Source organism: Arthrobacter yangruifuii, assembly GCF_009192775.1.
Lineage (GTDB): Bacteria > Actinomycetota > Actinomycetes > Actinomycetales > Micrococcaceae > Arthrobacter_B > Arthrobacter_B yangruifuii.
Window position 1 is genome coordinate 587,778 of sequence record NZ_VTFX01000004.1, and the last position, 22,673, is coordinate 610,450.

The window sequence follows — 22,673 nt, forward strand, 5'->3', positions numbered from 1 at the left end:
TTAGGACTCTACCCCGTCGCTGGAAAGGGCAGTGAATCCGTATCTTGTCAAAGCCCGGCGCAGCTCCACCCGGTCATCCAGGGCAAGATTCTCCCCCATGACCTCCTGCCAGACTTCGTGGCCGCGGCCGGCCACGAGAACGGTGTCCTGCGGGCGCGCCAGTTCCACGGCACGGTCAATGGCAGCGGCACGGGGGGCCACCTCCTCGATAACGCAGGCAAGGCCCTCGGCAGTCCGTGCGGCGTCGGCCCCGCGCAGGACATCGGCGCGGATGGCTGCGGCGTCCTCACCGTGCGGGTCGTCGTCGGTAACGAGGACGATGTCCGCTCCCCGGGCTGCAATGGCTCCCATCAGGGGGCGCTTGGTCTGGTCCCGTTCACCGGTGGCGCCGAAGACAACAATGACCCGGGCATCGCTGCCGGGACCCCGTACCGAGGCAAGGGTGCGGCTCAGCGCATCCGGGTTGTGAGCAAAATCAACGATGGCCGCCGGTGCTTCACCAATCAGCTGCATGCGGCCGGGCACTTCCACCGTGAACGGGTCGGCGGCATCCAGGGCATGCTGGACGGCGTCTGCGGGGACGCCGGACGCCAGCACCATAACGGTGGCCAGTGCCGCATTGGAGACGTTGAAGGTGCCGGGCAGGGCCGTGGAGACCCGCAGCCGCTCCCCCGCCGGGCCGCTAAGGAGGAAACGGTGTCCCAGCCCGCGCGGCTCGATGCCGGTGACGGACCAGTCCGCGCCGCCGGCAGGGCCGTTGCCGGCACCGTCGGTGGCCAGGGTCAGGACGGGGACTCCGGCCCGGGCCGCCATCCTGGCGCCCCACTCGTCGTCGACGGTGATGACGGCGCGGCGCGAGCGGTCCGGCTGGAAGAGTGCTGCCTTGGCGGCAAAATACTCCTCCATGGTTCCGTGCAGGTCCAGGTGGTCCTGCGTGAGGTTGGTAAACCCGGCGACGTCGAAGCGGACCCCGTCCACCCGGCGGTAGGTGAGCGCGTGGGAGGACACTTCCATGGTGGCGGCGTCCAGGCCGCGTTCCCGCATCAGCGCGAGCAACCCGTGGACCTGCGGTGATTCCGGGGTGGTCAGCACACTCGGAATGGCCTCGCCGCCGGCGAGGATCTCGATGGTGCCGATCAGTCCCGTGGTGCGCCCAAGGGCCTGCAGCAGCGAGTTGACGAAGTAGGAAGTGGTGGTCTTACCGTTGGTGCCCGTAATGCCGAAGAGGGCGGGCCGGGGCCCGTCCGCGGGAACACTGTTGAAGACGGCGGCAGCCAGCGGACCCACCAGCCGGCGGACTTCCCCGGCCACGAAGACAGGGATCCGCACGCCGTCCAGATGCTGCAGTCCGGCGGCATCCGTCAGGACCGCGGCGGCGCCGGAAGCCTGTGCTGCAGCGGCGAAACGCGCGCCGTGGTGCCGGGCACCGGCGACGGCCACGTACAGGTCACCGGGGAGCACCTCCCGGGAATTAATGGTCAGCCCCGACAGCGCGGTCTCCCAGGCCGATTCCGCCGTTCCGGCAGCCGGTGCAATGTCCCGCAGGCCCGCGGGCAGTGCCTGCACCGCGGCACGCATGGTCACCGGTTCCACGGCCGCTGGACGGAGACCGGATCCGGAGGGGGAATTTTCACTTATTGGCACTTCAATGCTCTCCGATTTAGTACTCAATGGGGTAGGTCTCAGGCTTACCCGTGGAGGGTGGCACGTTGTTGCTGACGAGCGCCTGTTCCATGACCTTCTGGAAGGACTGGCCCGGAATGATGTAGTAGAGGTCGCCCTGGGGCCGCTGAAGGGTCACCACAACCACGTACTTAGGATCCTCCATGGGTGCAATACCAGCATAGGAGAGCGTCGAGCCCGAGTAGCCGCCGTTCGGGCCGGGGGCTTCCGCCGTACCCGTCTTGGATCCGACCCGGTACTGCTTCAACGCGCCGGTCTTGCCGGAGCCGTCCTGGGTGACGGTTTCCAGCATGTGCTGGACCTGTTTTGCGGTGTCCTCCGAAACCACCCGCGTGCCGGGTTCCTTTTCGACGGGCTGCTCGGTGCCGTCTTCCGTGATGACGGAATCGATGATGCTCGGCTGGATACGCACGCCGTCGTTGGCGATGGTCTGGTAGACACTTGCCGTGTGCAGGGCGGTCTGGGTCAGGCCCTGGCCGAACAGCACGGTGTACTGCTGCCGTCCGTCCCAGTTTTCCGGCGCGGGGAGGAGACCGGATGTTTCGCCGTTCAACCCGACATTCAACGGCATGCCAATGCCGAATTTCCGCAGCCAGTCGTACCGTTCCTGCGGCGTCAGCTGCTGCCCGATCTGCACCGTTCCGGTGTTCATGGACTTGGCCAGCACACCGGCGGCCGTCATGTTCTGCTTGCCGTGTTCGAAGGCGTCCTTGAAGGTCTGGCCGTCGACGGTGTACGTGGAGTCCAGCTCGAAATGTGATTCGGGGGTGATCAGGCCCTGCTCGATGGCAGCCGCCATGGTGATGACCTTGGTGGTGGACCCGGGCTCGAAGGAGTCGGTCACGGAACGGGCCTTGCGGGAATCCGCCGGGGTGTCCCCGGGGTTGTTGGGATCAACAGTGGTGGACTCGGCCAGCGCGATCACCCGTGCCGTCTCGGCCTCCATGACCACGATGTTGCCCCATTCGGCACCGTACTCATCGACCTGGGCCGCAATGGTCTGCTGCGCAAACCACTGCAGGTCCTGGTCAATGCTCAGCTTGAGGGACTCTCCGTCATGGACGGGGACATCCTCGTTCGTTGCGTACGGGATGCGGATACCGTCGCCGCCGATCTCGTAGGTCTTGCTGCCGGCCTCACCGGCGAGGATTTCATCCTGCGTCAGTTCCAGGCCTTCCTGTGCCCCTTCGGTGCCAAGGAAACCGACAATGGAACCTCCCACGGCGCCGGAGGGATAGGTCCGCAGCGTGGTCCGGTCCGCATAGACCCCGGGGAACTTCACCGCGAGGACCTTTTCCTTGATTTCGGGAGTGACGGTCTTGGCAACGAAGTTGAAGCCCCTGTCGCCGAGCAGGGCCGAGCGCAGGGTGTCGGGATCCTGTCCGAGGATGGCCCCGAGTTCCCCGAACGCCTGGTCAAAGGTGACGTCCTGGAGTTTGCCTTCCGCGTCACGGCGCTTGTATTCCTCACCGATGTCCTGGGAAAGGCGCTGGTCCACCACAATGTCGAACCGCTCCACGCTTCGGGCGAGGTAGTTGCCCTTGGAATCCAGGATGCTGCCGCGCAGGGCCGGAACGGTGACCGTCATGAGGCGTTTGTCCACGGCGCTCTGCGCCATGCCGTCCGGATCCACCGCCTGGACCCAGAAAAGCCGGGTGCCCAGGGCCACCAGCAGCACCAGGGCAAGGATCAGGCCGGTGCGCAGCCGCCCGGTGACGATTGCCACCCTGTGGTTGTCCGGGCCGGATGTTTTTGCCACAACGTGTCCTCGTCTTGCCGAATTTCTGGGAACTGCTTAGCTTGGATCAGTTTTCGCCGAGCTGCCCGGGGGCAGGAATGGTTCCGCCGTTGAAGTCCGTTCCGGGGACGGCCTCAGGGGCCTGGGCCGGAATTTCCGCCGGCATCTCGACGGGTGGCTGGACAGCGGCTTCGGCTGCTGCGCGGGCAGCTTCCTCTTCCTCGAGTGCCCGTACGGTGTCCCGTGCCTCTTCGGGAGGCGCTGCCTGCACCGGTGTGACCGGCTCGTTGAGAACGTTCGGCGCACCGATCATCTGTTCCGCCGGCTCGCCTTCCTTGGCGGCCTCGGGGCTGCCGGTGACGGCCAGTGTCTGGAGGTCGATGGTACCGAAGCTGGGTGAGGAGACCATGCCGAGGTCCGCGGCCGCAGCGGCCAGGACCTGCGGGGCCTGGTGGTTTTCAATGTCCTGGGTCAGTGCCTCGTTGCGCTGTTGCAGTTCGGCCTTCTGGCTCTGCAGCTGCACCAGTTCATACTGGCCGCCCGAAACCGAGATATTGAGCAGCAGCACGGAGGCCAGTCCCAGGACAAGCGCGGCGAAGCAGAAAACCGCAAAGGGAGCCCGCCTGCGGCGTGAGGCGGCCGGCACCAGGGACAGCGGTGTGCGCCGCCGGACAGCGGGCGCCGGTGCGGCCGTATCCCAGTCAAGGGCTCGCGCCGTGTTGCCTACGACGGCCTTAGCCGCCACGGTGTTGTATCGGGCCGTCGGCCGACGTTCACTCATTATTTCCTGGCCCCATCCATGGGTTTGCGGATTCGTTCTACTGCGCGGAGCTTTGCTGAGGCTGCACGGGGATTTTCTGCAATTTCCCCGCCCGTGGGCACCTCGGTGCCCTTGGTCAGCCTCTTGAGCTGGGCCTTGTGTTGTTCAAGTTCAACGGGAAAACCCTTGGGTGCGGAGGACTGTGCGCCGGCGGCAAAGATGCCCTTCACAATCTTGTCCTCGAGCGAATGGTAGGACATCACCACCACGCGTCCGCCCAGATTCAGCACGGACAACGACGCCGGGATGGCACGTTCAAGGACATCCAGCTCCTCGTTAACCTCGATCCGCAGCGCCTGGAAGGTCCGCTTCGCCGGATGCCCTCCGGTCCGTGCGGCGGCAGCGGGGACCACGCCGCGGATAGCCTCGACCAGTTCCCCGGTGGTGCTGAACGGCCGGGAGGCGCGGGCGGCGACGATGGCCGATGCGATGCGCCCGGCAAATTTCTCCTCGCCCCATTTGCGGATGATGCCCACCAGTTCAGCTTCGCTGTAGGTGTTCACAATGTCGGCTGCCGTACGGCCGCGGGTGGTGTCCATCCGCATGTCCAGGGGTGCGTCATAGGAGTAGGCGAAGCCGCGGTCCCGTTCGTCGAGCTGCAGTGAGGAAACGCCCAGATCAAACAGGGCGCCGTCAATGCCGTCGAACCCGAGGTCCGCCACGACGTCCGCTATCTCGTCATACACCGCGTGGACCAGGTCGATGCGGTCCGCGAAGGGCTCCAGCCGTTTGCCGGCCAGGTCCAGGGCCTGGCGGTCCCTGTCGATGCCGATCACATGCAGCTGCGGAAAGCGCTGCAGCATGGCCTCGGAGTGCCCGCCCATGCCCAGGGTGGCATCCACAACGACGGCACGGCCGCTCTCGGCTACGGCACGTTCAATGGATGGAGCCAGGAGGTTGATGCAGCGGTCGCGCAGCACGGGAACATGCCGTTCCTCGGTGGGGCGCTCTTCGCTCATCTAGGGCTTCCTTCGGATACATAGTGGTGGTGGGCGTTGCGGGCGGCTCTGTCATCAGACCCCCATCCGCGCCTCACCGCTGCACACCGCCTGGCTCCGGGGAAGGGAAGCCAGGTGGCTCTGCGGTGGGGCGGCGGGAGATCTCATGACAGCCCCGGCCCGGTAGGGTCGTCCGGTTGTTTCGAACCGGTACTGCTAGAAAATCCCGGGAATCGCGTCTTCGTCTGTTTCGGAAAACGCGGTTTCCTGTTCTTCCAGATAGTTCTGCCAAGCGGTCGCATCCCAGATCTCGGCCCGCGTGCCTGCGCCGATGACGACCAGTTCGCGCCCGAGTCCTGCGTACGATCTAAGTGCCGGAGGGATGGTTACCCGCCCCTGCTTGTCCGGTACTTCGTCAGAGGCTCCGGACAGAAAGACCCGAATGTAGTCACGCGCCTGGCGGGAGGAAAGTGGAGCTTCCCGCATTTGGTCGTGGACCCGTTCGAATTCCTTCCGGCTGAAGACGTAGATACAGTGCTCCTGGCCCTTGGTCAGCACCAGCCCGTCGGCAAGTTCCTCGCGGAATTTTGCCGGGAGGATCAGTCTCCCCTTCTCGTCCAGACGAGGTGAATGTGTTCCCAGGAACATCACGCACCGCCCTGTCTGATTGGGGGTAAACCCCTCGAGTACCGCCCCTACCCTCTTATGTCCCCCACTTTACTCCACTTCCCTCCACAGTCAACGTCCCGGCCGGTTATATTCCCGGCGCGTCGAACCCAAAATCCTTATGTTTGAGCGGAACCCGGCCGGTGGAGCGCGGTGGAGGAAAAAACGACCGCCCGGAGACACAGCCGGAGCATCGGAAGCGGGAAAAGGGCATAAAAAAGGACCCGTCGAAACGGATCCTTTTTCGGCTTATCTACCTTCCGAACGGGGCCTCACGAGTGCCGGGCCACGCGCACCCTGAATTTGCCGGACAGGTCAATGCACTCTAGGGCTGGTCGCGCTTGCGTTCGTCCCACTTGTTTTCCAGATTGTTCATGAATCCGCGCTGGGCGCTGGACTCGCGTTCCTTCCGGCCGTCCGCCGCTTTGGGCGGGCTCTTCCGTCCGCGCGTGGTTGCGTAGTAGACACCGGCCCCCATCACCAGGAACCCCAGGACGCCGACCACGATGCCCGCTTCCGTAATTCCCAGAAGCAGCACCCCCAACCCCACGATGGCCAGCAAAGCACCCAGCACTATCCGCCTGGTGGAGATCCCGCGGCCGCCGGACGTAGCCATTGAGTTCGCGAATTTTGGATCTTCGGCGTGTAGTTGCTGCTCCAGCTGATCCAGCAAGCGCTGCTCATGTTCCGACAGTGCCATTACTGCCTCCTTGCCGTCCGGTTCTGCCCCTGTAAACCAACCAACGAACGTGTGGCGCCGGATGTTCCCGCGCAGGCCCGCTGCTGCTTTGCACTTAGTCCTAGGATAGGTGGCAACCGGTCCGCACGAAAGCCGCGGGTCTACGTATTCGGCCGGGCATCCGGCGGCGGCTTCCGGGAAGACGGGGCGATCAGCCGGGCAGGGACAACACCCAGCTCGCCGAAACGCCGGTTGATCCTGTCCAGGGCGTCTTCGGCCGAGCGCCAGTTGTCCTCCCGTCCGTCCAGGGTCAGCTGCATTGCGGCCCCTTCGGCGGATTCAAGCTGCTCCGCCCGCAGGCCGATCAGCCGGACGCTCTGGGGCCGCGGCCCCAGAGCCGTCAGCAACCCCCTGGCCGTCTCGTAGATCATCTGGGCACTGTCCACCGGCTCGGGAAGGGTGCGCGTCCGCGTCAGCGTGGTGAAGTCGGCGTAGCGAAGCTTCAGGGAGACGGACCTGCACTGGAGGCCGGCGGCACGCAGGCGTACCGCGCTGCGGTGTGCCAGCCGAAGCAGTTCCGTGTGCAGCACGTCATCGCTGCTGACATCGGAGGCGAAGGTTTCCTCTGCGCCGATGCTCTTTTCCTTCCGCACCGGAGTCACTGCACGCGGATCCCGCCCCCAGGACAATTCGTACACGTGGTCGCCCACCGCGCCGAGGAGCCGGCGGAGCACGCTGGGCGGGGTATTGGCGACGTCGGCAACCGTGGCGATGCCTACCCTGGCCATTGCCTCGCGGGTTTTGGCCCCGACCCCCCACAGTGCTGATACATCGAGGGTATGCAGGAAGTCCACGGTCTGTTCCCTGGGCACCAGCAGCAAGCCGTTGGGCTTGCACCGGGTGGAGGCAATCTTGGCCACGAACTTGGTGGCAGCAATGCCTACGCTGGCAGTCATGCCCAGTTCCGCGGCGACGCGGCTGCGGATGAGCTCCCCGATGACACGCGGCGGACCGAGCCGGCGCATGGATCCGGCGATGTCCAGGAAGGCCTCATCCACACTGAGCTGTTCCACCAGCGGAGTGATGGACTCGAAGATCTGCATCAGCTGTCCGGAGAAGGTGCGGTACTCCTCCTGGTGTGGCTCCAGGACCACCGCCTGCGGACACTGCCTGCGGGCAACAGACATGGGCATGGCGGAATGGACTCCGTACCGCCGTGCCTCGTAGGACGCGGAGAGGACTACGGACCGCCCTCCCAGCCCGCCGACAATGACGGGGGCACCTATGAGGTCCGGCCGTTTAAGGAGTTCAACCGACACATAGAAGGCATCCATATCCACGTGCATTATGGTGCAGTCGAGGTTGCCGCCGCCGGCGTTGGAACCATTACTCACTCCCTCATCGTAGCCAGCCCCTCCCCCGTTCCGCAGACGCCCGCCGGGCAGCGCTTCCGCCCGGTGCCTGCCGTCTCCGGGGACCGCTTCCGCTTCGCCTAGACTGGGGGCAGGCCCCTGACCCCCACCGATGCGGAATCCGATGAAAAAGACCCTCTCGATGCTCTCTGCCGCGGCCCTGCTCCTAGCGGCAGCCGGATGCTCCAACGGCTCCGCGGAAAGCACCGCCACCCCCTCCGGCACCGCTTCGGCTGCCTCATCCCCCGCACCCGGAACCTCGGATTCCCCGTCGCCGTCGGCGTCGCCCGTGGCCCTCGCGGCTGACTTCCCCGCCACTCTGATCCCGGTCATGGACGGCGCAGAGATCCTCGCGAGCACGGTGGACCGGGCAAACGGCACCCTCACCGCCGTCCTGGTCCAGTCCACGGAGGCACCCGCCGAAGGGATCTTCCCGTTCTACGACGCGAAACTCACCGCCCAGGGATTTGCCGCCGCCCAGACCGCCCCGGGTTCCCCCTCTTCACGCGATTACGTCCGGACCGGTCCCGGAGATCCCGAGACCGTCAACATCACGGTCATTGCCGGTAAAGACGGCGGCCCGGCAACCGTGACTGTCGGGGCGACGGTACTCACGGAAAAGACGGAACAGCCGTGACCTTTTCCCCCGTCGAAACCGCCCGGGAAGAACAGGCCGCATACCGGGACCTGCTTGGCACGGAGCTCGAGGACTTCCTGGCCCTCCAGCATTCGGTCCTTGAGGACATCTCGGGAGAGGCACTTCCCCTGCTGGATGCGGTGCGCAACCTCGCCCGGGGAGGAAAGCGCCTGCGCGGACTGCTCGCCTACTGGGGCTGGCGCGGCGCCGGAGGAGCTGCCTTGCACCCGGAGGCAGTCAAGGCGGGCGCGGCACTGGAACTGTTCCAGAGCGCGGCACTGATCCACGACGACATTATCGACCGCTCGGACACCCGCCGGGGCGGACCCAGCGTGCACCGCATCTTCTCCATGGCGCATGCGGAATCCGACTGGCATCTGGACGGATCCCACTTCGGTTCGTCTGCCGGGATCCTTGCCGGCGACCTCTGCCTTTCCTTCAGCGAGGAAATGTTTTCCGCAGTGGGGCCGCGGGCTGCGCACGGCACCGAAGCACGGCGGATCTTCAACCGGATGCGGACCGAGGTCATGGCCGGGCAGTACCTCGACATCCTCGAGGAAGTGGCCGGTCCCGGCCACGATCCCGAACATGCCGTGGTGCGGGCACTGAACATCCTCCGTTATAAGGCAGCGAAGTACACCACCGAGCATCCCCTGACGCTCGGCGGCGCCCTGGCCGGCGCCCGGCCGGAATTCCTGGCCGGGTATTCACGCTTCTCCCTGCCGCTGGGCGAGGCCTTCCAGCTTCGCGACGATGTCCTGGGCGTCTTCGGGGATCCGCAGACAACAGGCAAGCCGGCCGGGGATGATCTGCGCGAGGGCAAGCGAACGGTCCTGATTGCCTATGCCCTCTCCCGCGGGAGCGAGGACGCCCGGGAGGAAATCACGGCGCGCCTGGGGGATCCGGAACTGGACGACGACGGAGTGGACCGCCTGCGCGGGATCCTTCGGGACACCGGAGCGCTGGAGGCAACGGAGGAACTTATTTCGCGGCATACGGAGGCAGCCTTTTCGGCCCTGGCCGCGCTTCCCCTGGATGATGTTCCCCGGGCCGCCCTCGATGCCCTGGCCCACTCGGCGGTAAAACGCAGCGCCTAAAGCAAATATGCGCCAATACTAAGTGTGCATATAAAAAAGGGAGCTTCCCGTCCGTTGACGGGCAGCTCCCTTTTTAGTGCTGCGGGCGCAATTGTTACCAGCCCAGCGCCTGGGCGCGGCGGCGGATCTCCGTCTTGCGTCCCTCACGGAGGGCATCCACGGGACGCCCGGGCAGGGTGTCGTCGGCAGTAAACAGCCAGCGGATCATCTCATCGTCGTGGTAGCCGGCGTCGTTGAGCACCGAGATGGTGCCCTTCAAACTGTCCAGCACGGCGCCGTCAGCAATAAAGGCGGCCGGAATACTGCGGATCTTCCGCTCCCCGAGGCGCACAGCCACCAGGGCACGCTCCTCCAGCAGGCTATGCACCTTGCTGATAGGAAGGTCAAGTTGTTCAGCCACATCGGGCAGGGTCAGCCAGTCGGAAACGAGTTCCTGTAGTTCATTCACTCTCCAAGGGTGCCATGTCCGGGGCGGGCCCGGCCACTTTGCCGTTTGGGTCCGGGGGTGAAACGTCAAAAGTAAGGCCCGGGTATTGTGCGCACGCGCCGTTAGTGTAAATTCACATGGGTACCTTTAATCACATGAGTCACTAACACATCGTTGGTCAATCAAACAACAGTAGTAACACCCGTTCCATTACTTGTCATTAATCTTAGGATTCGCAGGGAACGGACATCACAGATGAGGAAACACCACTATATGAGCACTCAGTCGACGACGGGATCGCAAAAAACGCGTTCCGGTGCCACCGGAATGCCGCGCAAGCTGAGTGTTGCCGTGACCACCGCGGCCATACCGGCAGTGATGCTGTCCGCCCTGGCTCTCGCGGAGCCGGCTGCTGCGGCCCCCGCTGCACCGCAGAACTCCCTGTTCCCCCAGCTTCCCCTGCAGGCCGTCAAGAACCTGAACACGGGCGTGGCCACCTCGCACCTGGCCACCCAGATGCCGGCAACGCTGCCGGCCGAGTCGGCCGCCCCCGCTACCCACCGCATTGTTTCCGGTGACACCGTCATCTCCATTGCCGTGCAGTACGGACTCTCCCCGGACGAGCTGCTGCGCGTAAACAACCTCCAGCCGACGTCGCTGATCTTCGCCGGCGATGACCTCCGCCTGGCCGGTACGTCCGCCCCGGCCGCCCCCGCCGCAGCCGCAGCCGCAGCAGCTTCCCCCGGCGGCACCTACACGGTGGTCTCCGGCGATACCCTGGGCGCCATTGCGGCCAAGCACGGCGTCAGCCTCTCCGGCATCCTCGCCGCCAACGGGCTGAGCCTCACCTCCGTGATCTACCCGGGCCAGACACTCCGGATGGATTCCCAGGCAGCTCCCGCCGCGCCGGACCAGGGCAAGACGGCACCCGCCGCGGGAGCCAGCTACACGGTCGCCGCCGGCGATACGCTCAGCGCCATCGCGGCCAAGCACGGCGTCAGCCTCTCGGGTGTCCTCGCCTCGAACGGCCTGACCCAGTCCTCGGTCATCCGCCCCGGCCAGCAGCTTCGCGTTGACGGGAGCACCGTCAGCGTCACAGCTGCCGCGCCCGCTTCCGCGCCCACGGATCTGGTGCCGAACACGTTCCTGCACTACACCTACCCCGACCACGTAGTCGCCGATGCCAACCTGAACAAGCAGGCACTGAATTCGGTTCCGGTCCCGGACCGGGCACAGATGCAGCAGATCGTGGCCGACACCGCCGCGCAGATGGGCGTGGACCCGGCCCTGGCACAGGCTTTCGCTTTCCAGGAATCCGGCTTCGATCAGCGGGCCGTCTCCCCCGCCAACGCCATCGGCACCATGCAGGTCATTCCCTCTTCCGGGGAATGGGCCTCGGACCTCGTCGGCCGGAAGCTGAACCTGCTGGATCCCTACGACAACGCCACTGCGGGCGTGGCCATCATCAGCGCCCTCATCCGCAGCAGCGACAGCCTGGAAACCGCAATTGCCTCGTACTACCAGGGCCAGTACTCGGTGACCACGCACGGCATGTTCGATGACACGCGCGGCTACGTCCGCTCGGTGCTCGCCCACCGCGCGTCCTTCCAGTAACACAGTCCAGCAGAGCCGCCGAAGGGTCCGGATCGGGTGTCGATCCGGACCCTTTCGCGTACCCCCATTAGGATCGAAGGGTGCATGAGCCCGTGAAAGACTCCCTCGTTGAGACGCTGGTCGACGACCGTTACTTCGTCAGGTCCCTGATTGCCCGCGGCGGAATGTCCAGCGTTTACCTCGCCACCGACCGCCGGCTGGACCGCGACGTGGCCTTGAAGGTGCTGTATCCGCACCTGGCAGCCGACCGCGGCTTCCTTCGGCGGTTTGAAAGTGAAGCCAAGTCCGCTGCCCGGCTTTCCCACCCGCATGTGGTGGGTGTCCTGGACCAGGGCATCGCCGAGAACCTGGCCTACCTGGTGATGGAGTACGTTCCCGGCCGGACGCTGCGCGGCCTGATGGAGGAACGCGGGCCGCTCTCGCCGCGCCTCGCCCTGGCCCTGATGGACGCAGTGGTGGAGGGACTGGCCGCGGCACACGACGCCGGCCTGGTCCACCGCGACGTCAAGCCGGAGAATGTGCTCCTCGCGGATAACGGCCGGATCAAGATCGCGGACTTCGGGCTGGCCCGTGCCGTGTCCACCAGCACCAACACCGGAACACTCGTGGGCACGGTGGCGTATCTGGCCCCCGAACTCGTGACCGCGGGCGGCGCCGATGAACGCAGTGACGTCTACTCCGCCGGCATCATGCTTTACGAAATGCTCACCGGACGCCAGCCGTTCACCGGGGATTCCCCTATTCAGGTTGCCTTTGCCCACGTCCACTCCTCCGTGCCCGTTCCGTCCGCCCTCTGTCCCGGATTGGCTGAAGACCTGGACGAGCTGGTCCGCTGGTGCACGGCCAAGGACCCGGAGGAACGCCCGGTCAACGGCCGCGCCCTGCTGGGCGAGCTACGCCATATCCGCAGCTCCCTGAGCGACGCGGAGCTGGACTTCCGGTGCGGCCCTTCCCCGGACGGCGGGCCGGCTGCCTCCGGCGCCCCCACAGAAGCGTTGTCCGGCGTGACGGAAGTACTGGCCGGTGCTGCTGCCGGCACCGCCGTGATCGACGCTTCCGCTCCGCGCCCGGACGGGACCGGTTCCAATTCCACCGAGGTCATCCACCGCAGCGGCAACGCCACCACGGTGCTGCCCTCCGGCCGAAACCCCGGCAGCCGTGACGATGCGGACGCCGGCGGGTACGCCGACGACGATTATGACGCCTACGACGACGGCGGTGAGGGCGACGACGGTGACGACGACGCCGGCCAGGGCGCCCCGCGGCGGCTCACCAAGCGGGATGAACGCGCCCTGGTGCGGCGCAGCGACCGCGAGGCGCACCGCCCCCGGATGTCCCTGCGCAGCGGAAAACCCCGCCGCCGCGGCATCCTGCTGGGCCTGCTGCTGACGGTCCTGCTCGCGGCAGCTGTTTTTGCCGGCTGGTTCTTCGGCGCCGGGCCCGGCGCCCTGGTGTCCGTTCCGGACGTGAGCAATATTTCCGCCGAGGACGCCGGCACGCAGCTGGGCGACGCCGGGCTGACCTACAGCACCAACGAGGTGTTTGACGAGGCCGTCGCGGCCGGGCTGGCCGTGGGAACCGATCCCGCCGCCCCCCGGGAGGTCAGGCGCTTCCAGCCGGTGACGCTGCTCGTGTCCAAGGGACCGCAGTTATTTACGGTTCCCAACGTGGTCCAGCGAACAATCGAAGCGGCCGGAGAGAATCTCCGGGATGCCGAGCTTTCCGTAGGTGCGGTCACCGAGGAATACAGCGAAAGCGTTGCCGCGGGCAGCGTCATCAGCCAACAGCCGCTGCCCGATACGCTGCTGCGGCTGGGTGCTCCGGTGGACCTCACGGTGTCCCGGGGACCCGCACCCGTAGAGGTTCCCGGGGTGACCGGACTGGACGAGGAAGCCGCGGTGAAAGCCCTCGAGGACGCCGGGCTCACAGCCGCCGTCGCCCCGGACAAGGCGAACAGCGCCTCCGTGCCCGCCGGCGCAGTTGTGGCCCAGGATGCTGCCCCCGGCGGCCTGCTGGAGCGCGGCTCCACCGTCACGTTGACCATCTCCCTCGGCCCGCGGATGGTCGAGGTCCCGAACTATGTGGGACAGCGCGCCGAATCCGCACGGGCTGATCTGGAAAGCCGCGGGTTCACCGTGGAAGTGGAGAACCTGCTGGGCGGGCTGCTCGGACTGGTCCGGGACCAGGAACCGGGCGCAGGCACCGCCCCCGAGGGTTCCACCGTCACGCTGAAGGTGGTGTAGCCCCCGGGGCGGTTCCTGCGCGGCAGGGCGGGATCAGCTCCTGCGGGACAGTGCGCCGGCCACCAGGAAGGCCATCTCCAGGGACTGCATGTGGTTCAGCCGCGGATCGCAGACCGATTCGTAGCCCTCAACGAAGGCTTCCTGGTCCACGGGGTCAGCGCCGCCCAGGCACTCCGCGACGTCGTCTCCCGTCATTTCCACGTGCAGGCCGCCGGGGAAGGTGCCCAGCGAATCGTGCACCTCGAAGAACCCGCGCACTTCGTCCATCACGTCATCGAAGTTGCGGGTCTTGTAGCCGTTCGGGGACGTGACGGTGTTGCCGTGCATGGGGTCCGTCACCCAGAGCACCTGGGCGCCGGAGGCGGTCACTTTCTCCACCAGGGAGGGAAGTTTCTCGCGGATATTCCGGGCACCCATCCGGGTAATGAAGGTCAGCCGTCCGGGTTCACGGTTCGGATCGAGCCGGTCGATCAGGGCCAGCGCGTCTTCGGCGCTGGTGGTCGGGCCCAGCTTCACGCCGATCGGGTTGCGCACCCGGGACAGGAAGTCCACATGGGCGGAGTCCAGGTCGCGGGTCCGCTCCCCGATCCACAGGAAATGCCCGGAGGTGTCGTACGGCTGGCCCGTGCGGGAATCCACCCGGGTCAGGGCACGTTCGTAATCCAGGAGCAGTGCCTCATGGCTGGCGAAGAATTCAACCCGTTTCAGTGCTTCGAAATCAGCACCGCAGGCGTCCATGAAACGGACGGCCCGGTCGATTTCCCGGGCGAGGGATTCATAGCGCGAATGTGACGGGTTGGAGGTGAAGCCCTTGTTCCAGTGGTGCACCAGACGCAGGTCGGCGAAACCGCCCTGCGTGAACGCACGGATCAGGTTCAGGGTGGACGCGGACGTGTGGTAGGCACGGACCATCCGTGCCGGATCGTGCCGGCGGGACTCGGGAGTGAAATCGAAGCCGTTGACCATGTCGCCGCGGTAGGCGGGCAACGTCACGCCGTTGCGGGTCTCGTCGTTGGAGGAGCGGGGTTTGGCGAACTGCCCGGCCATCCGCCCCATCTTGATCACCGGGACGGAGGCACCGTAGGTCAGGACCACGGCCATCTGCAGCAGGGTCCGGACACGGGCGCTGATCTTGTCTGCGGTGGCTGCTTCGAAGGTCTCGGCGCAGTCGCCGCCCTGCAGGAGGAAGGCGCGGCCCTGCGCGGCCTCGGCCAAACGGCTCCGGAGAACATCGACTTCACCTGCAAAAACCAGCGGCGGAACCATGGAGAGTTCGGCGATGGCCGCGTCATATCCAGGATCGTTGCGCCAGGTGGGCTGCTGGGAAATCGGCAGGGATCGCCAGTTGTCCAGCTCGGGGTGGCTAGCGGACGTAGCCGCCGCGCCGGAGAGCAGGGTGGGAAGGGACTCGCGGTGTACAGGTGTCTCAGTCACGGCTTAAGCGTACTTGGTGCCCCGTAGGAGCAAACAACGCCGTCACAAATGCGTCCCGGCACGAAACACGGGGTCGGAACGCATGCCGGGACGGCCATGGGGCGCAGCACAATCACCACCAGTCACCATCCGGGACAGCGGGAGCCGGTTGCCGTTTCCGGTCCGGAGGACCTAGGCGCTGTGGGACGCCGGGCCCGAGGTGCGGCCGTCGCCGTCGTCCGGCGTATCCGTTTCCGACCCGTTGGTGCGGGCACCGCCGGGCTTGGCTGTGGCGGATCCGGCAGCGCGGGCACCGTTGGTTCCGGGCATCCGGTGGAGGAAAGTCATCCGGCGCGCAGTTCCCGCCTCCGGCCCGGCTGCGTCGGAGCCGTCCGCTGACGGTGCCGCGGTTTTGTCCTTGTTTTTTGCCCCGGCCGTACCGATAACGGTGACGGCACCGGGACGCTTGGCGCCGCGCCGGGCGGCCACGGCAGGGCTTCCGGCCGGTGCATCCGCATCCGCTTCCCCGCCGTGCCCGGTACCGGGGGGAAGGCGCACCGCAGCGCTCCGGGCCTCAGCCGCTTTGCCGCCCTTGCGTGCAGCGAGCTTTTCCTTAACGGTGCTGGCGTATACGTCCACGTATTCCTGGCCCGACAGGCGCATGAGTTCATACATGATCTCGTCGGTCACGGACCGCTGGATGAACCGGTCATTCTCGAGTCCGGCGTACCGCGAGAAGTCCAGCGGTTCGCCCACGATGATGCCGATCCGGCGGATGTTGGGGATCCGGCGTCCGATCGGCTGGACCTTATCGGTTCCGATCATTGCCACCGGAATGACCGGCACGCCGGTGGAAAGCACCAGCTTGGCCACGCCGGTCTTGCCGCGGTAGAGGCGTCCGTCCGGGCTGCGGGTCCCTTCCGGGTAGATGCCCAGCAATCCGCCGTTTTCCAGGACGTCAACGCCGGCCTTGAGGGAGGAAGCGGAGGCCGCACCGCCGGAACGGTCCATGGGCAGCTGGTTGGCGAGCCGGAAAAACGCAGCGGTGAGCTTTCCCTTAATGCCTTTGCCGTTGAAGTAGTCGCTCTTGGCGAGGAAGCTCACCGGCCGGGGTACGGCCAGCGGCAGGAAGATCGAGTCGGAGAACGACAGGTGATTGCTCACCAGGACGGCAGGCCCGGATTCAGGGATGTTGTCCATTCCCTTGACCCACGGCCTGAAGAGAAGATTCACCACCGGCCCGATGAATATCGTCTTCATCACCCAATAGAACACGCGGCTTGATCTCCTGTTCGGACAAGACAATAACGAGGGACCCGATTGGTTCCCCAGACTCTACTGTATGCGCGCTTATCCGCGCTGGTGAATTCAACGCGTACTGCACCTGCCGACAGTTTCCCCCGTCCGGGGTCCAAAAGGCCCCTGCTAATGCAACCATAGACACATGACTTCCCTCCCCGGCGCTGATGCCTTCCACTCCGAGGGTCACGGCCCCAACGCGGGCGTAGGCGTGCTCCTCAGCCACGGATTCACCGGATCCCCGGTGAGCCTGGCTGCCTGGGCGCGCTCCCTCGCGGACCGCGGCTACGCCGTGAGCCTGCCGCTGCTGCCGGGCCACGGAACCAGCTGGCAGGAACTGGCACGGACACCCTGGCAGCGCTGGTACGAGGAATACGACCGCGCATATACCGTCCTGCAGGAACGGACCGCCTGCGTGGTCTCCGCCGGGCTGTCCATGGGCGGTGCCCTGGCACTGCGGCTGGCGGCGCAGCGGCCGGTGGCCGGCGTCGTCGTCGTCAATCCCGGACTCACCTTCGCCGATCCCCGGGCCCGCTACTCGGGCGCGCTGAAGTACGTCCTGAGATCGGTCCCCGCCATCGGCAACGACATCCGGCTGCAAGGGCAGGACGAAGGTGCCTATTCCCGGACCCCCGTGGCCGCAGTCCACCAGCTGGGCAGGCTTTTCCGCGATACGGCGGCCTCGCTGCCGAACGTGGCCGCCCCCGTGCTGGCGTTCCGGTCACGGGTGGACGCGGTGGTGCCGGAGTCCAGCATGGACGTGCTCCGCGGGGGTCTCGTGAACGCGGAGCTTGAGGTGGTACCGCTGGAAAACAGCTATCACGTAGCCACCATGGACCACGACGCACCGCTCATCTTCGAACGGTCGCACGAGTTCATCCAACGCGTCAGCGCCGGAGTCCGGGCATGACTGAACGCGAGCCGGAACACAACGAGTCCACGGACGAGGAAGTCTGGCTGGATCTGGTGGCCCGTCTGGAGCACATGGACGCCGCCGATCCCGTGCGGCCGCAACAGACACCGCCTTCCGGGGGCGCCCAGGATACTGCCGCCCCGGACGGTGCCGGCGCGGACGGATCCGGCAGCGGCGAGCCGGGCAAGGCCGGGCCTTCCCGCGATCCTGCGGCGCCGTCTCCGGCCGACAGGACCCGGGCGATCTTCCGGAACCAGCTGCCCTCGGCTGCCGGACCGCGGGACTACATCCCGGAGGATGACGGGGACGACGGCGGTTTCGTCCCGCCGGAGCCGCCGCCGCTGGGCATGGGTGAACCGCTGGTGGTGCTCAGCTGGCTGGGCACCCTGGCCGGTCCGCTGCTGCTGCTGGTGTTCGCAATGTTCTGGCGTGATGTTCCCCTGGCCGTCATCCTGGGCACCGTTGCCGTTTTTGCCGGGTCGGCCGGCTACCTGCTTTTCCGGCTCCCACAGCACCGCGATGAGGACGACGACGGCGCGGCTGTGTAGGTCCGGCGCCTTCCCCTTCCGGAACGGCGCGGTTCAGCGGCGTGCGGCAATCCGCGACAGGTCGGCCGCTCCGATCATTCCCGCTGCAGGACCCAGGGCGGCGAGCTCCATCCGGGCCGCCGGCCGGAAGCCGCGCCCGGTCAGGTTGCGGGCAAAGGACCGCCGTGCCGGTTCCAGCACCAGGTCCCCGGCATCGCTCAGGCCGCCGCCGATGACGAACATCCCCGGATCGAGGGCCGCGGCCAGATTGGCCAGGCCCAGCCCCAGCCACTGCCCCACCTCGTCCAGCAGTTCCACGGACGCCGGATCGCCCTCGAGGGCAAGGCGCGTCACGACGGCGCCGGTCACCCGATCCGTATCGCCGCCCACGGCCCGGAGCAGTTCCTGGGCCACCGGCGAGTTGGCCGCCGCCAGCTCCCGGGCCTCCCGGCCCAGGGCATTACCCGAGGCGTATTGTTCCCAGCAGCCGCGGTTGCCGCATTCGCAGCGGTGTCCGCCGGGCATGATGATCTGGTGGCCGAACTCGCCGGCTACGCCGTGCCGGCCGCGCTCAAGACGGCCGTCGACCACCATCGCCCCGCCGATTCCAGTGCCCAGGGTGACGCAGACCAATCTGCTCTCCCCCGCACCGGCGCCGAACCGATATTCGGCCCAGGCGGCGGCGTCGGCGTCGTTGACCAGGAAGACCCGCCGCCGCAGCAGCCGTTCCAGGTTCTCTCGGAGCGGCTCGTTGCGCCAGGCCAAATGGGGGCTGAACAGTACGGTGCTTCCGGCCAGGTCCATCCACCCGGCCGCACCGATCCCGACCGACCAGACGTGGTGGTCGGTGGACAGTTCCCGGACGAGGTCCACAATGACGGCTTCGACTTCACGCGGATCCTGGCCGGGCGTGGAACGGCGTGCCTCTTTCAGGACGCGCCCGTCGCCGTCGACCAGCCCGGCGGCCACTTTCGTTCCGCCGATGTCGATGCCGATGGCCAGGCCGCGCCGGCGCATCCGGTTCGGCAGCCGGATGGGCCGTCGGGGCCGGAACGGCTCCGTGGCCGCGGTCCGTCGCTGGGGCGGGGTGGAAAGGGGGCGGGTAACGGGTGCTGGGGTAACTGGACGCATCAGAAACCTATTCTAGGGAAACGGCAAGAGCAGCGACGCCTTCGTTATAGATCCGCAAGGTTACCGGCCGGTATTTAATGTGATCTAGGTTATAGGCTGGCAGTGCCTACGGGCCATCCGGATATCAAAGGAGCTATCGTGCGAGAATTCAGCGTTCCCGTCCTGGCGGAGTCCCCGCCGACGACGAACATCACCAACCTGCTGCTCGACCAGGCAGCCAAGCCCAGCAACCCCGCTCTCTTTGCTGTCCGGAACAGTCAGGGCGAATGGGAGCGGATCAAGGCCACGGAGTTCGCCAAGGACGTCCGCGCACTGGCCAAGGGCCTGATCGCCAGCGGCATCAAGCCCGGCGACCGCGTGGCCATCATGTCCCGGACCCGGTACGAGTGGACCCTGGTGGACTTTGCAGTCTGGTTCGCCGGCGCCGTATCGGTGCCCGTCTATGAGACCTCCTCGCCCTCCCAGGTCGCCTGGATCCTCAGTGATTCCGGCGCCGTCGCCATCATCGTGGAGGCCGCCCGGCACGAAAACATTGTCCGCACGGCGGCAGCCGATGAAGACCTTTCGCAGGTAGCCAACGTCTGGCAGATCGACGGCGGCGGACTGGATGCCCTGCGCGCCGAGGGCGCCTCGGTGAGTGACGAAGATCTCGAGAAGCGGCGCTCCGCAGCGCAGATGGCGGATCTCGCCACCATCATCTACACCTCCGGCACCACCGGAAAGCCCAAGGGCTGCGAGCTCACGCACGCGAACTTCGTGGATCTGTGCCGCAACTCCGAACTGGCGGAGCCCGAGGTGGCGCGCGAAGGCTCACAGACCATCATGTTCCTGCCGCTGGCGCACGTCCTTGCCCGGTTCATTTCGGTCCTCAGCGTGTCCACCGGAGCCACCGTGGCACACACCCCCGATGTAAAGAACCTCCTCCCGGATCTGCAGAGCTTCAAGCCGACCTTCATCCTGGTGGTTCCGCGCGTGCTGGAAAAGGTCTTCAACGCTTCCATGCTGAAGGCCGAAGACGGCGGGAAGGGCAAGATCTTCTCCGCCGGTGTGGCGACGGCAGTGGCCTGGTCGAAGGCAAAGGAGGAGGGGAAGGTGCCGCTGGGCCTGACTCTCCGGCACGCCCTCTTCGACCGCCTGCTGTACGGCAAGATCCGCGAGGCCATGGGCGGCAGGGTGGACTACGCCGTCTCCGGCGGGGCTCCCCTGGGTGAACGGCTGGGACACTTCTTCCACGGCATCGGCCTGCTGGTGCTGGAAGGCTACGGGCTGACGGAGACCACTGCCCCGCTGACCACCAATACCCCGCAGCTGGTCAAGCTGGGCACAGTGGGCGCACCCCTTCCCGGCAACAGCGTGAAGATTGCCGACGACGGCGAGATCCTGGCGAAGGGGATCAGTGTTATGAAGGGCTATTACAACCGCCCTGAGCTGATGGAGGAAACCTTCACGGACGGCTGGTTCCATACCGGGGACATCGGTGAACTCGATGCCGACGGCTTCCTGAAGATCACCGGCCGGAAAAAGGAAATCATCATCACCGCCGGAGGCAAGAACGTGGTCCCCTCCCAGCTGGAGGATTCCATCCGTGCCGATGCGATTGTTTCCCAGTGCGTGGTCGTCGGGGACCAGAAGCCGTTCATTTCGGCCCTGATCACGGTGGACGAGGAAGCCCTGCCCGGCTGGCTGGGACGCCACAAGCTGCCCACCACCATGACCGTGACCGAAGTCGCCAAAACCGACGAACTGCAGAGCGAGCTGCAGGCGCTGGTGGACCGGGCCAACAAGAAGGTCTCCTCCGCCGAAGCCATCAAGCAGTTCCGCGTGGTCCCGACGGATTTCACCGAGACCAGCGGGCACCTGACGCCGTCCCTGAAGATCAAGCGCGCCCAGGTCCTGCGCGACTTCGCGGACGTGGTCGAGGAGATCTACAGCGGTCAGCGCGTCTGACCTCCCGTCCCGGCCGGGCCGGAGCCGCCTCCTACAGGCGGTTCCGGCCCGGCTTTTCCGTTGTCTTCAGCGACAGCAGGGCGTTTTCCACGACCTCGGTCAGCGCGGGGTGGATCCAGTACTGCCCGCGGGCCATAGTGGCCGCATCCAGCCCGAACTCCATGGCCTGCACCAGCGGCTGGATCAGCATGGATGCCTCATGGCCCATGATGTGGGCACCGAGCAGCCGCCCGGTTTCCTGCTCCGCCAGCAGCTTCACGAAGCCGGTGGAATCCTCCATGGCCCATCCGTACGCCGTCGAACCATATTCCTGGACCGCCAGGGCCAGTTCGACGCCGCGGGCTTCCGTGTCCGCCAGGGCCTGCTCCTCGGTCATCCCCACACTGGCGATCTGCGGGCTGCTGAAGACGGCTGCCGGCACGAAACGGTGGTCCATGGTGCGAAGGTCCCCGGGATGCACCAGGTTGTGTGCCACCACCCGGGCCTCGTGGTTGGCCACATGCTTGAGCTGATAGGGGCTGCTGATGTCGCCCAGCGCCCAGACCCCCGGCACCGGAGAGCCAGCTGACAGTACGCGTCCGTGGCCGTCCACCGCCAGGCGGCCGTCAGAAGTGACGTCAAACCCGGCGGCCGCGACGTCCAGGCGGTCGGTGTTGGGCGTCCGTCCCGTGGCCACGAGCACCAGATCCACGTCCAGGGCGGATTCTCCGGCGGGGCCGGTGAGCACGGCATGCACCGATCCGTCGGCGTTTTCCACCAGCGAATCCACGGTGGTGTTCAGCTGAAGGTTCCACTGCTTGGACGCCTCCGCCGTAAAGCGCTCGGACACGGTGCCGTCCAGGGAACGAAGCAGTGCCCCCGACCGCACGGCCACGGTGACGTCCGAGCCGAAAGCGGAGAAAACGAACCCGAACTCCGCGGCAATGTACCCGCCGCCGATGATCAGCACCCGGGCCGGCAGCTCATCGATGCGCATCACCGTATCGGAGGTATGGACCTGCGGCAGGTCCATCCCCGGCGTATCCGGCAGGACCGGACGGGAGCCTGCGGCCACGACAATCTCGTCGGCCGTAATCTTTTCCCCGGATGCGGTCACCAGGGCATGGGGAGAGACGAAGCGGACGTATTCGCTGAAAAGCGTGACGTTGTCAAGCTCCTCGTCCCGGTACCGGCGCCCGCCGTCGGAGATGGCGTCAATCCGCGCGAAAATCCGGTCCCGGATATCCCGCCACCTCACCCCCGCAGTCACCGAGTCCACGCCCAGCCGGGCGCCGTCGACGGCGGCGGCGGCCAGCTGGGCAGGGTAAACGAACATCTTGGTGGGGATGCAGCCGACGTTGAGGCACGTTCCTCCGAACGTGCCTCCGTCGATGATCGCTACCTTTTTGCCGTCCCACTCCGGGGTGATGAGCGAGTTGCCGGAGCCGGAACCGATAATGGCCAGATCGAAGTGAGTCACGCCTTCAGTCTAGGCAGACAACCTCCCGCA

General features: G+C 66.4%; 18 protein-coding genes and 1 pseudogene. 7 read left to right on the forward strand and 12 right to left on the reverse strand.

Annotation, left to right across the window (positions count from 1 at the left end; translation table 11 throughout):
* From GD627_RS10670 to dinB, 7 genes are all read right to left on the reverse strand, one after another.
* Positions 1-1,578 (reverse strand): UDP-N-acetylmuramoyl-L-alanyl-D-glutamate--2,6-diaminopimelate ligase, encoded by a 1,578-nt coding sequence (locus tag GD627_RS10670; RefSeq protein ID WP_152272532.1) that lies wholly within the window; start codon positions 1,576-1,578, stop codon positions 1-3.
* 82 nt (positions 1,579-1,660) lie between these two features.
* Entirely contained in the window at positions 1,661-3,442 is a 1,782-nt protein-coding gene (locus GD627_RS10675; RefSeq protein ID WP_152272457.1) for a peptidoglycan D,D-transpeptidase FtsI family protein, read from the reverse strand.
* Between the two features lie 46 nt (positions 3,443-3,488).
* The gene (ftsL, locus tag GD627_RS10680; protein ID WP_152272458.1) at positions 3,489-4,202 is read right to left on the reverse strand and encodes a cell division protein FtsL; all 714 of its coding nucleotides are present in this window, start codon (positions 4,200-4,202) and stop codon (positions 3,489-3,491) included.
* Positions 4,202-5,200 (reverse strand): 16S rRNA (cytosine(1402)-N(4))-methyltransferase RsmH, encoded by a 999-nt coding sequence (gene rsmH, locus GD627_RS10685; RefSeq protein WP_152272459.1) that lies wholly within the window; start codon positions 5,198-5,200, stop codon positions 4,202-4,204. The genes ftsL and rsmH overlap by 1 nt, the downstream gene beginning before the upstream one ends.
* A gap of 195 nt (positions 5,201-5,395) precedes the next feature.
* Positions 5,396-5,827, reverse strand: coding sequence for a division/cell wall cluster transcriptional repressor MraZ (gene mraZ, locus GD627_RS10690; protein WP_146362468.1), 432 nt, complete (start codon positions 5,825-5,827; stop codon positions 5,396-5,398).
* Positions 5,828-6,170: 343 nt separating this feature from the next.
* A complete protein-coding gene (locus GD627_RS10695) occupies positions 6,171-6,545 on the reverse strand; it encodes a DUF3040 domain-containing protein (RefSeq protein WP_152272460.1) in 375 nt (124 codons plus the stop codon).
* 140 nt (positions 6,546-6,685) lie between these two features.
* On the reverse strand, positions 6,686-7,870 hold the full coding sequence (gene dinB, locus GD627_RS10700; protein ID WP_152272533.1) for a DNA polymerase IV: 1,185 nt from the start codon (positions 7,868-7,870) through the stop codon (positions 6,686-6,688).
* Between the two features lie 190 nt (positions 7,871-8,060).
* Here dinB and GD627_RS10705 point away from each other — a divergent pair, with 190 nt between their 5' ends.
* Positions 8,061-8,573, forward strand: coding sequence for a hypothetical protein (locus GD627_RS10705; RefSeq protein WP_152272461.1), 513 nt, complete (start codon positions 8,061-8,063; stop codon positions 8,571-8,573).
* Positions 8,570-9,670, forward strand: coding sequence for a polyprenyl synthetase family protein (locus tag GD627_RS10710; protein ID WP_194266029.1), 1,101 nt, complete (start codon positions 8,570-8,572; stop codon positions 9,668-9,670). The genes GD627_RS10705 and GD627_RS10710 overlap by 4 nt, the downstream gene beginning before the upstream one ends.
* A gap of 94 nt (positions 9,671-9,764) precedes the next feature.
* On the opposite strand, the gene GD627_RS10715 is transcribed toward GD627_RS10710, so the two are convergent.
* On the reverse strand, positions 9,765-10,118 hold the full coding sequence (locus GD627_RS10715; protein WP_146362471.1) for an Rv2175c family DNA-binding protein: 354 nt from the start codon (positions 10,116-10,118) through the stop codon (positions 9,765-9,767).
* 252 nt (positions 10,119-10,370) lie between these two features.
* On the opposite strand from GD627_RS10715, the gene GD627_RS10720 reads away from it, so the two are divergent.
* Together GD627_RS10720 and GD627_RS10725 are read left to right on the forward strand one after the other, a co-directional pair.
* Entirely contained in the window at positions 10,371-11,711 is a 1,341-nt protein-coding gene (locus tag GD627_RS10720; RefSeq protein WP_246165431.1) for a lytic transglycosylase domain-containing protein, read from the forward strand.
* An 80-nt stretch (positions 11,712-11,791) separates the two neighbouring features.
* Entirely contained in the window at positions 11,792-13,954 is a 2,163-nt protein-coding gene (locus tag GD627_RS10725; RefSeq protein ID WP_152272462.1) for a Stk1 family PASTA domain-containing Ser/Thr kinase, read from the forward strand.
* A gap of 33 nt (positions 13,955-13,987) precedes the next feature.
* On the opposite strand, the gene GD627_RS10730 is transcribed toward GD627_RS10725, so the two are convergent.
* A complete protein-coding gene (locus tag GD627_RS10730) occupies positions 13,988-15,349 on the reverse strand; it encodes a class II 3-deoxy-7-phosphoheptulonate synthase (RefSeq protein WP_246165445.1) in 1,362 nt (453 codons plus the stop codon).
* Between the two features lie 612 nt (positions 15,350-15,961).
* Positions 15,962-16,642 (reverse strand): annotated as a pseudogene (locus GD627_RS10735) (lysophospholipid acyltransferase family protein); the annotation flags it as partial.
* Positions 16,643-16,811: 169 nt separating this feature from the next.
* On the opposite strand from GD627_RS10735, the gene GD627_RS10740 reads away from it, so the two are divergent.
* Both GD627_RS10740 and GD627_RS10745 read left to right on the forward strand, forming a co-directional pair.
* On the forward strand, positions 16,812-17,576 hold the full coding sequence (locus GD627_RS10740; RefSeq protein ID WP_152272463.1) for an alpha/beta hydrolase: 765 nt from the start codon (positions 16,812-16,814) through the stop codon (positions 17,574-17,576).
* Positions 17,573-18,127, forward strand: a complete 555-nt coding sequence (locus GD627_RS10745; RefSeq protein WP_152272464.1) for a hypothetical protein — start codon at positions 17,573-17,575, stop codon at positions 18,125-18,127. The genes GD627_RS10740 and GD627_RS10745 overlap by 4 nt, the downstream gene beginning before the upstream one ends.
* Before the next feature lie 33 nt (positions 18,128-18,160).
* On the opposite strand, the gene GD627_RS10750 is transcribed toward GD627_RS10745, so the two are convergent.
* On the reverse strand, positions 18,161-19,123 hold the full coding sequence (locus GD627_RS10750) for an ROK family glucokinase (protein ID WP_246165446.1): 963 nt from the start codon (positions 19,121-19,123) through the stop codon (positions 18,161-18,163).
* Between the two features lie 252 nt (positions 19,124-19,375).
* Between GD627_RS10750 and GD627_RS10755 the strand changes: the two genes are divergently transcribed.
* Entirely contained in the window at positions 19,376-21,184 is a 1,809-nt protein-coding gene (locus GD627_RS10755; RefSeq protein WP_152272466.1) for an AMP-dependent synthetase/ligase, read from the forward strand.
* A gap of 31 nt (positions 21,185-21,215) precedes the next feature.
* Here GD627_RS10755 and GD627_RS10760 read toward each other — a convergent pair whose 3' ends face one another.
* Positions 21,216-22,643: a mycothione reductase gene (locus GD627_RS10760; RefSeq protein ID WP_152272467.1), complete on the reverse strand. Its 1,428-nt coding sequence runs from the start codon at positions 22,641-22,643 to the stop codon at positions 21,216-21,218.
* Positions 22,644-22,673: the final 30 nt, after the last annotated feature.

Coding starts and splice junctions, on each gene's coding strand:
- GD627_RS10705 (WP_152272461.1), top strand. CDS start 8,061: ATGAAAAAGACCCTCTCGATGCTCTCTGCCGCGGCCCTGCTCCTAGCG.
- GD627_RS10745 (WP_152272464.1), top strand. CDS start 17,573: ATGACTGAACGCGAGCCGGAACACAACGAGTCCACGGACGAGGAAGTC.
- GD627_RS10720 (WP_246165431.1), top strand. CDS start 10,371: ATGAGCACTCAGTCGACGACGGGATCGCAAAAAACGCGTTCCGGTGCC.
- GD627_RS10750 (WP_246165446.1), bottom strand. CDS start 19,123: ATGCGCCGGCGCGGCCTGGCCATCGGCATCGACATCGGCGGAACGAAA.
- dinB (WP_152272533.1), bottom strand. CDS start 7,870: ATGCACGTGGATATGGATGCCTTCTATGTGTCGGTTGAACTCCTTAAA.
- GD627_RS10670 (WP_152272532.1), bottom strand. CDS start 1,578: ATGCGTGCCGCGGTGCAGGCACTGCCCGCGGGCCTGCGGGACATTGCA.
- ftsL (WP_152272458.1), bottom strand. CDS start 4,202: ATGAGTGAACGTCGGCCGACGGCCCGATACAACACCGTGGCGGCTAAG.
- GD627_RS10740 (WP_152272463.1), top strand. CDS start 16,812: ATGACTTCCCTCCCCGGCGCTGATGCCTTCCACTCCGAGGGTCACGGC.
- GD627_RS10695 (WP_152272460.1), bottom strand. CDS start 6,545: ATGGCACTGTCGGAACATGAGCAGCGCTTGCTGGATCAGCTGGAGCAG.
- mraZ (WP_146362468.1), bottom strand. CDS start 5,827: ATGTTCCTGGGAACACATTCACCTCGTCTGGACGAGAAGGGGAGACTG.
- rsmH (WP_152272459.1), bottom strand. CDS start 5,200: ATGAGCGAAGAGCGCCCCACCGAGGAACGGCATGTTCCCGTGCTGCGC.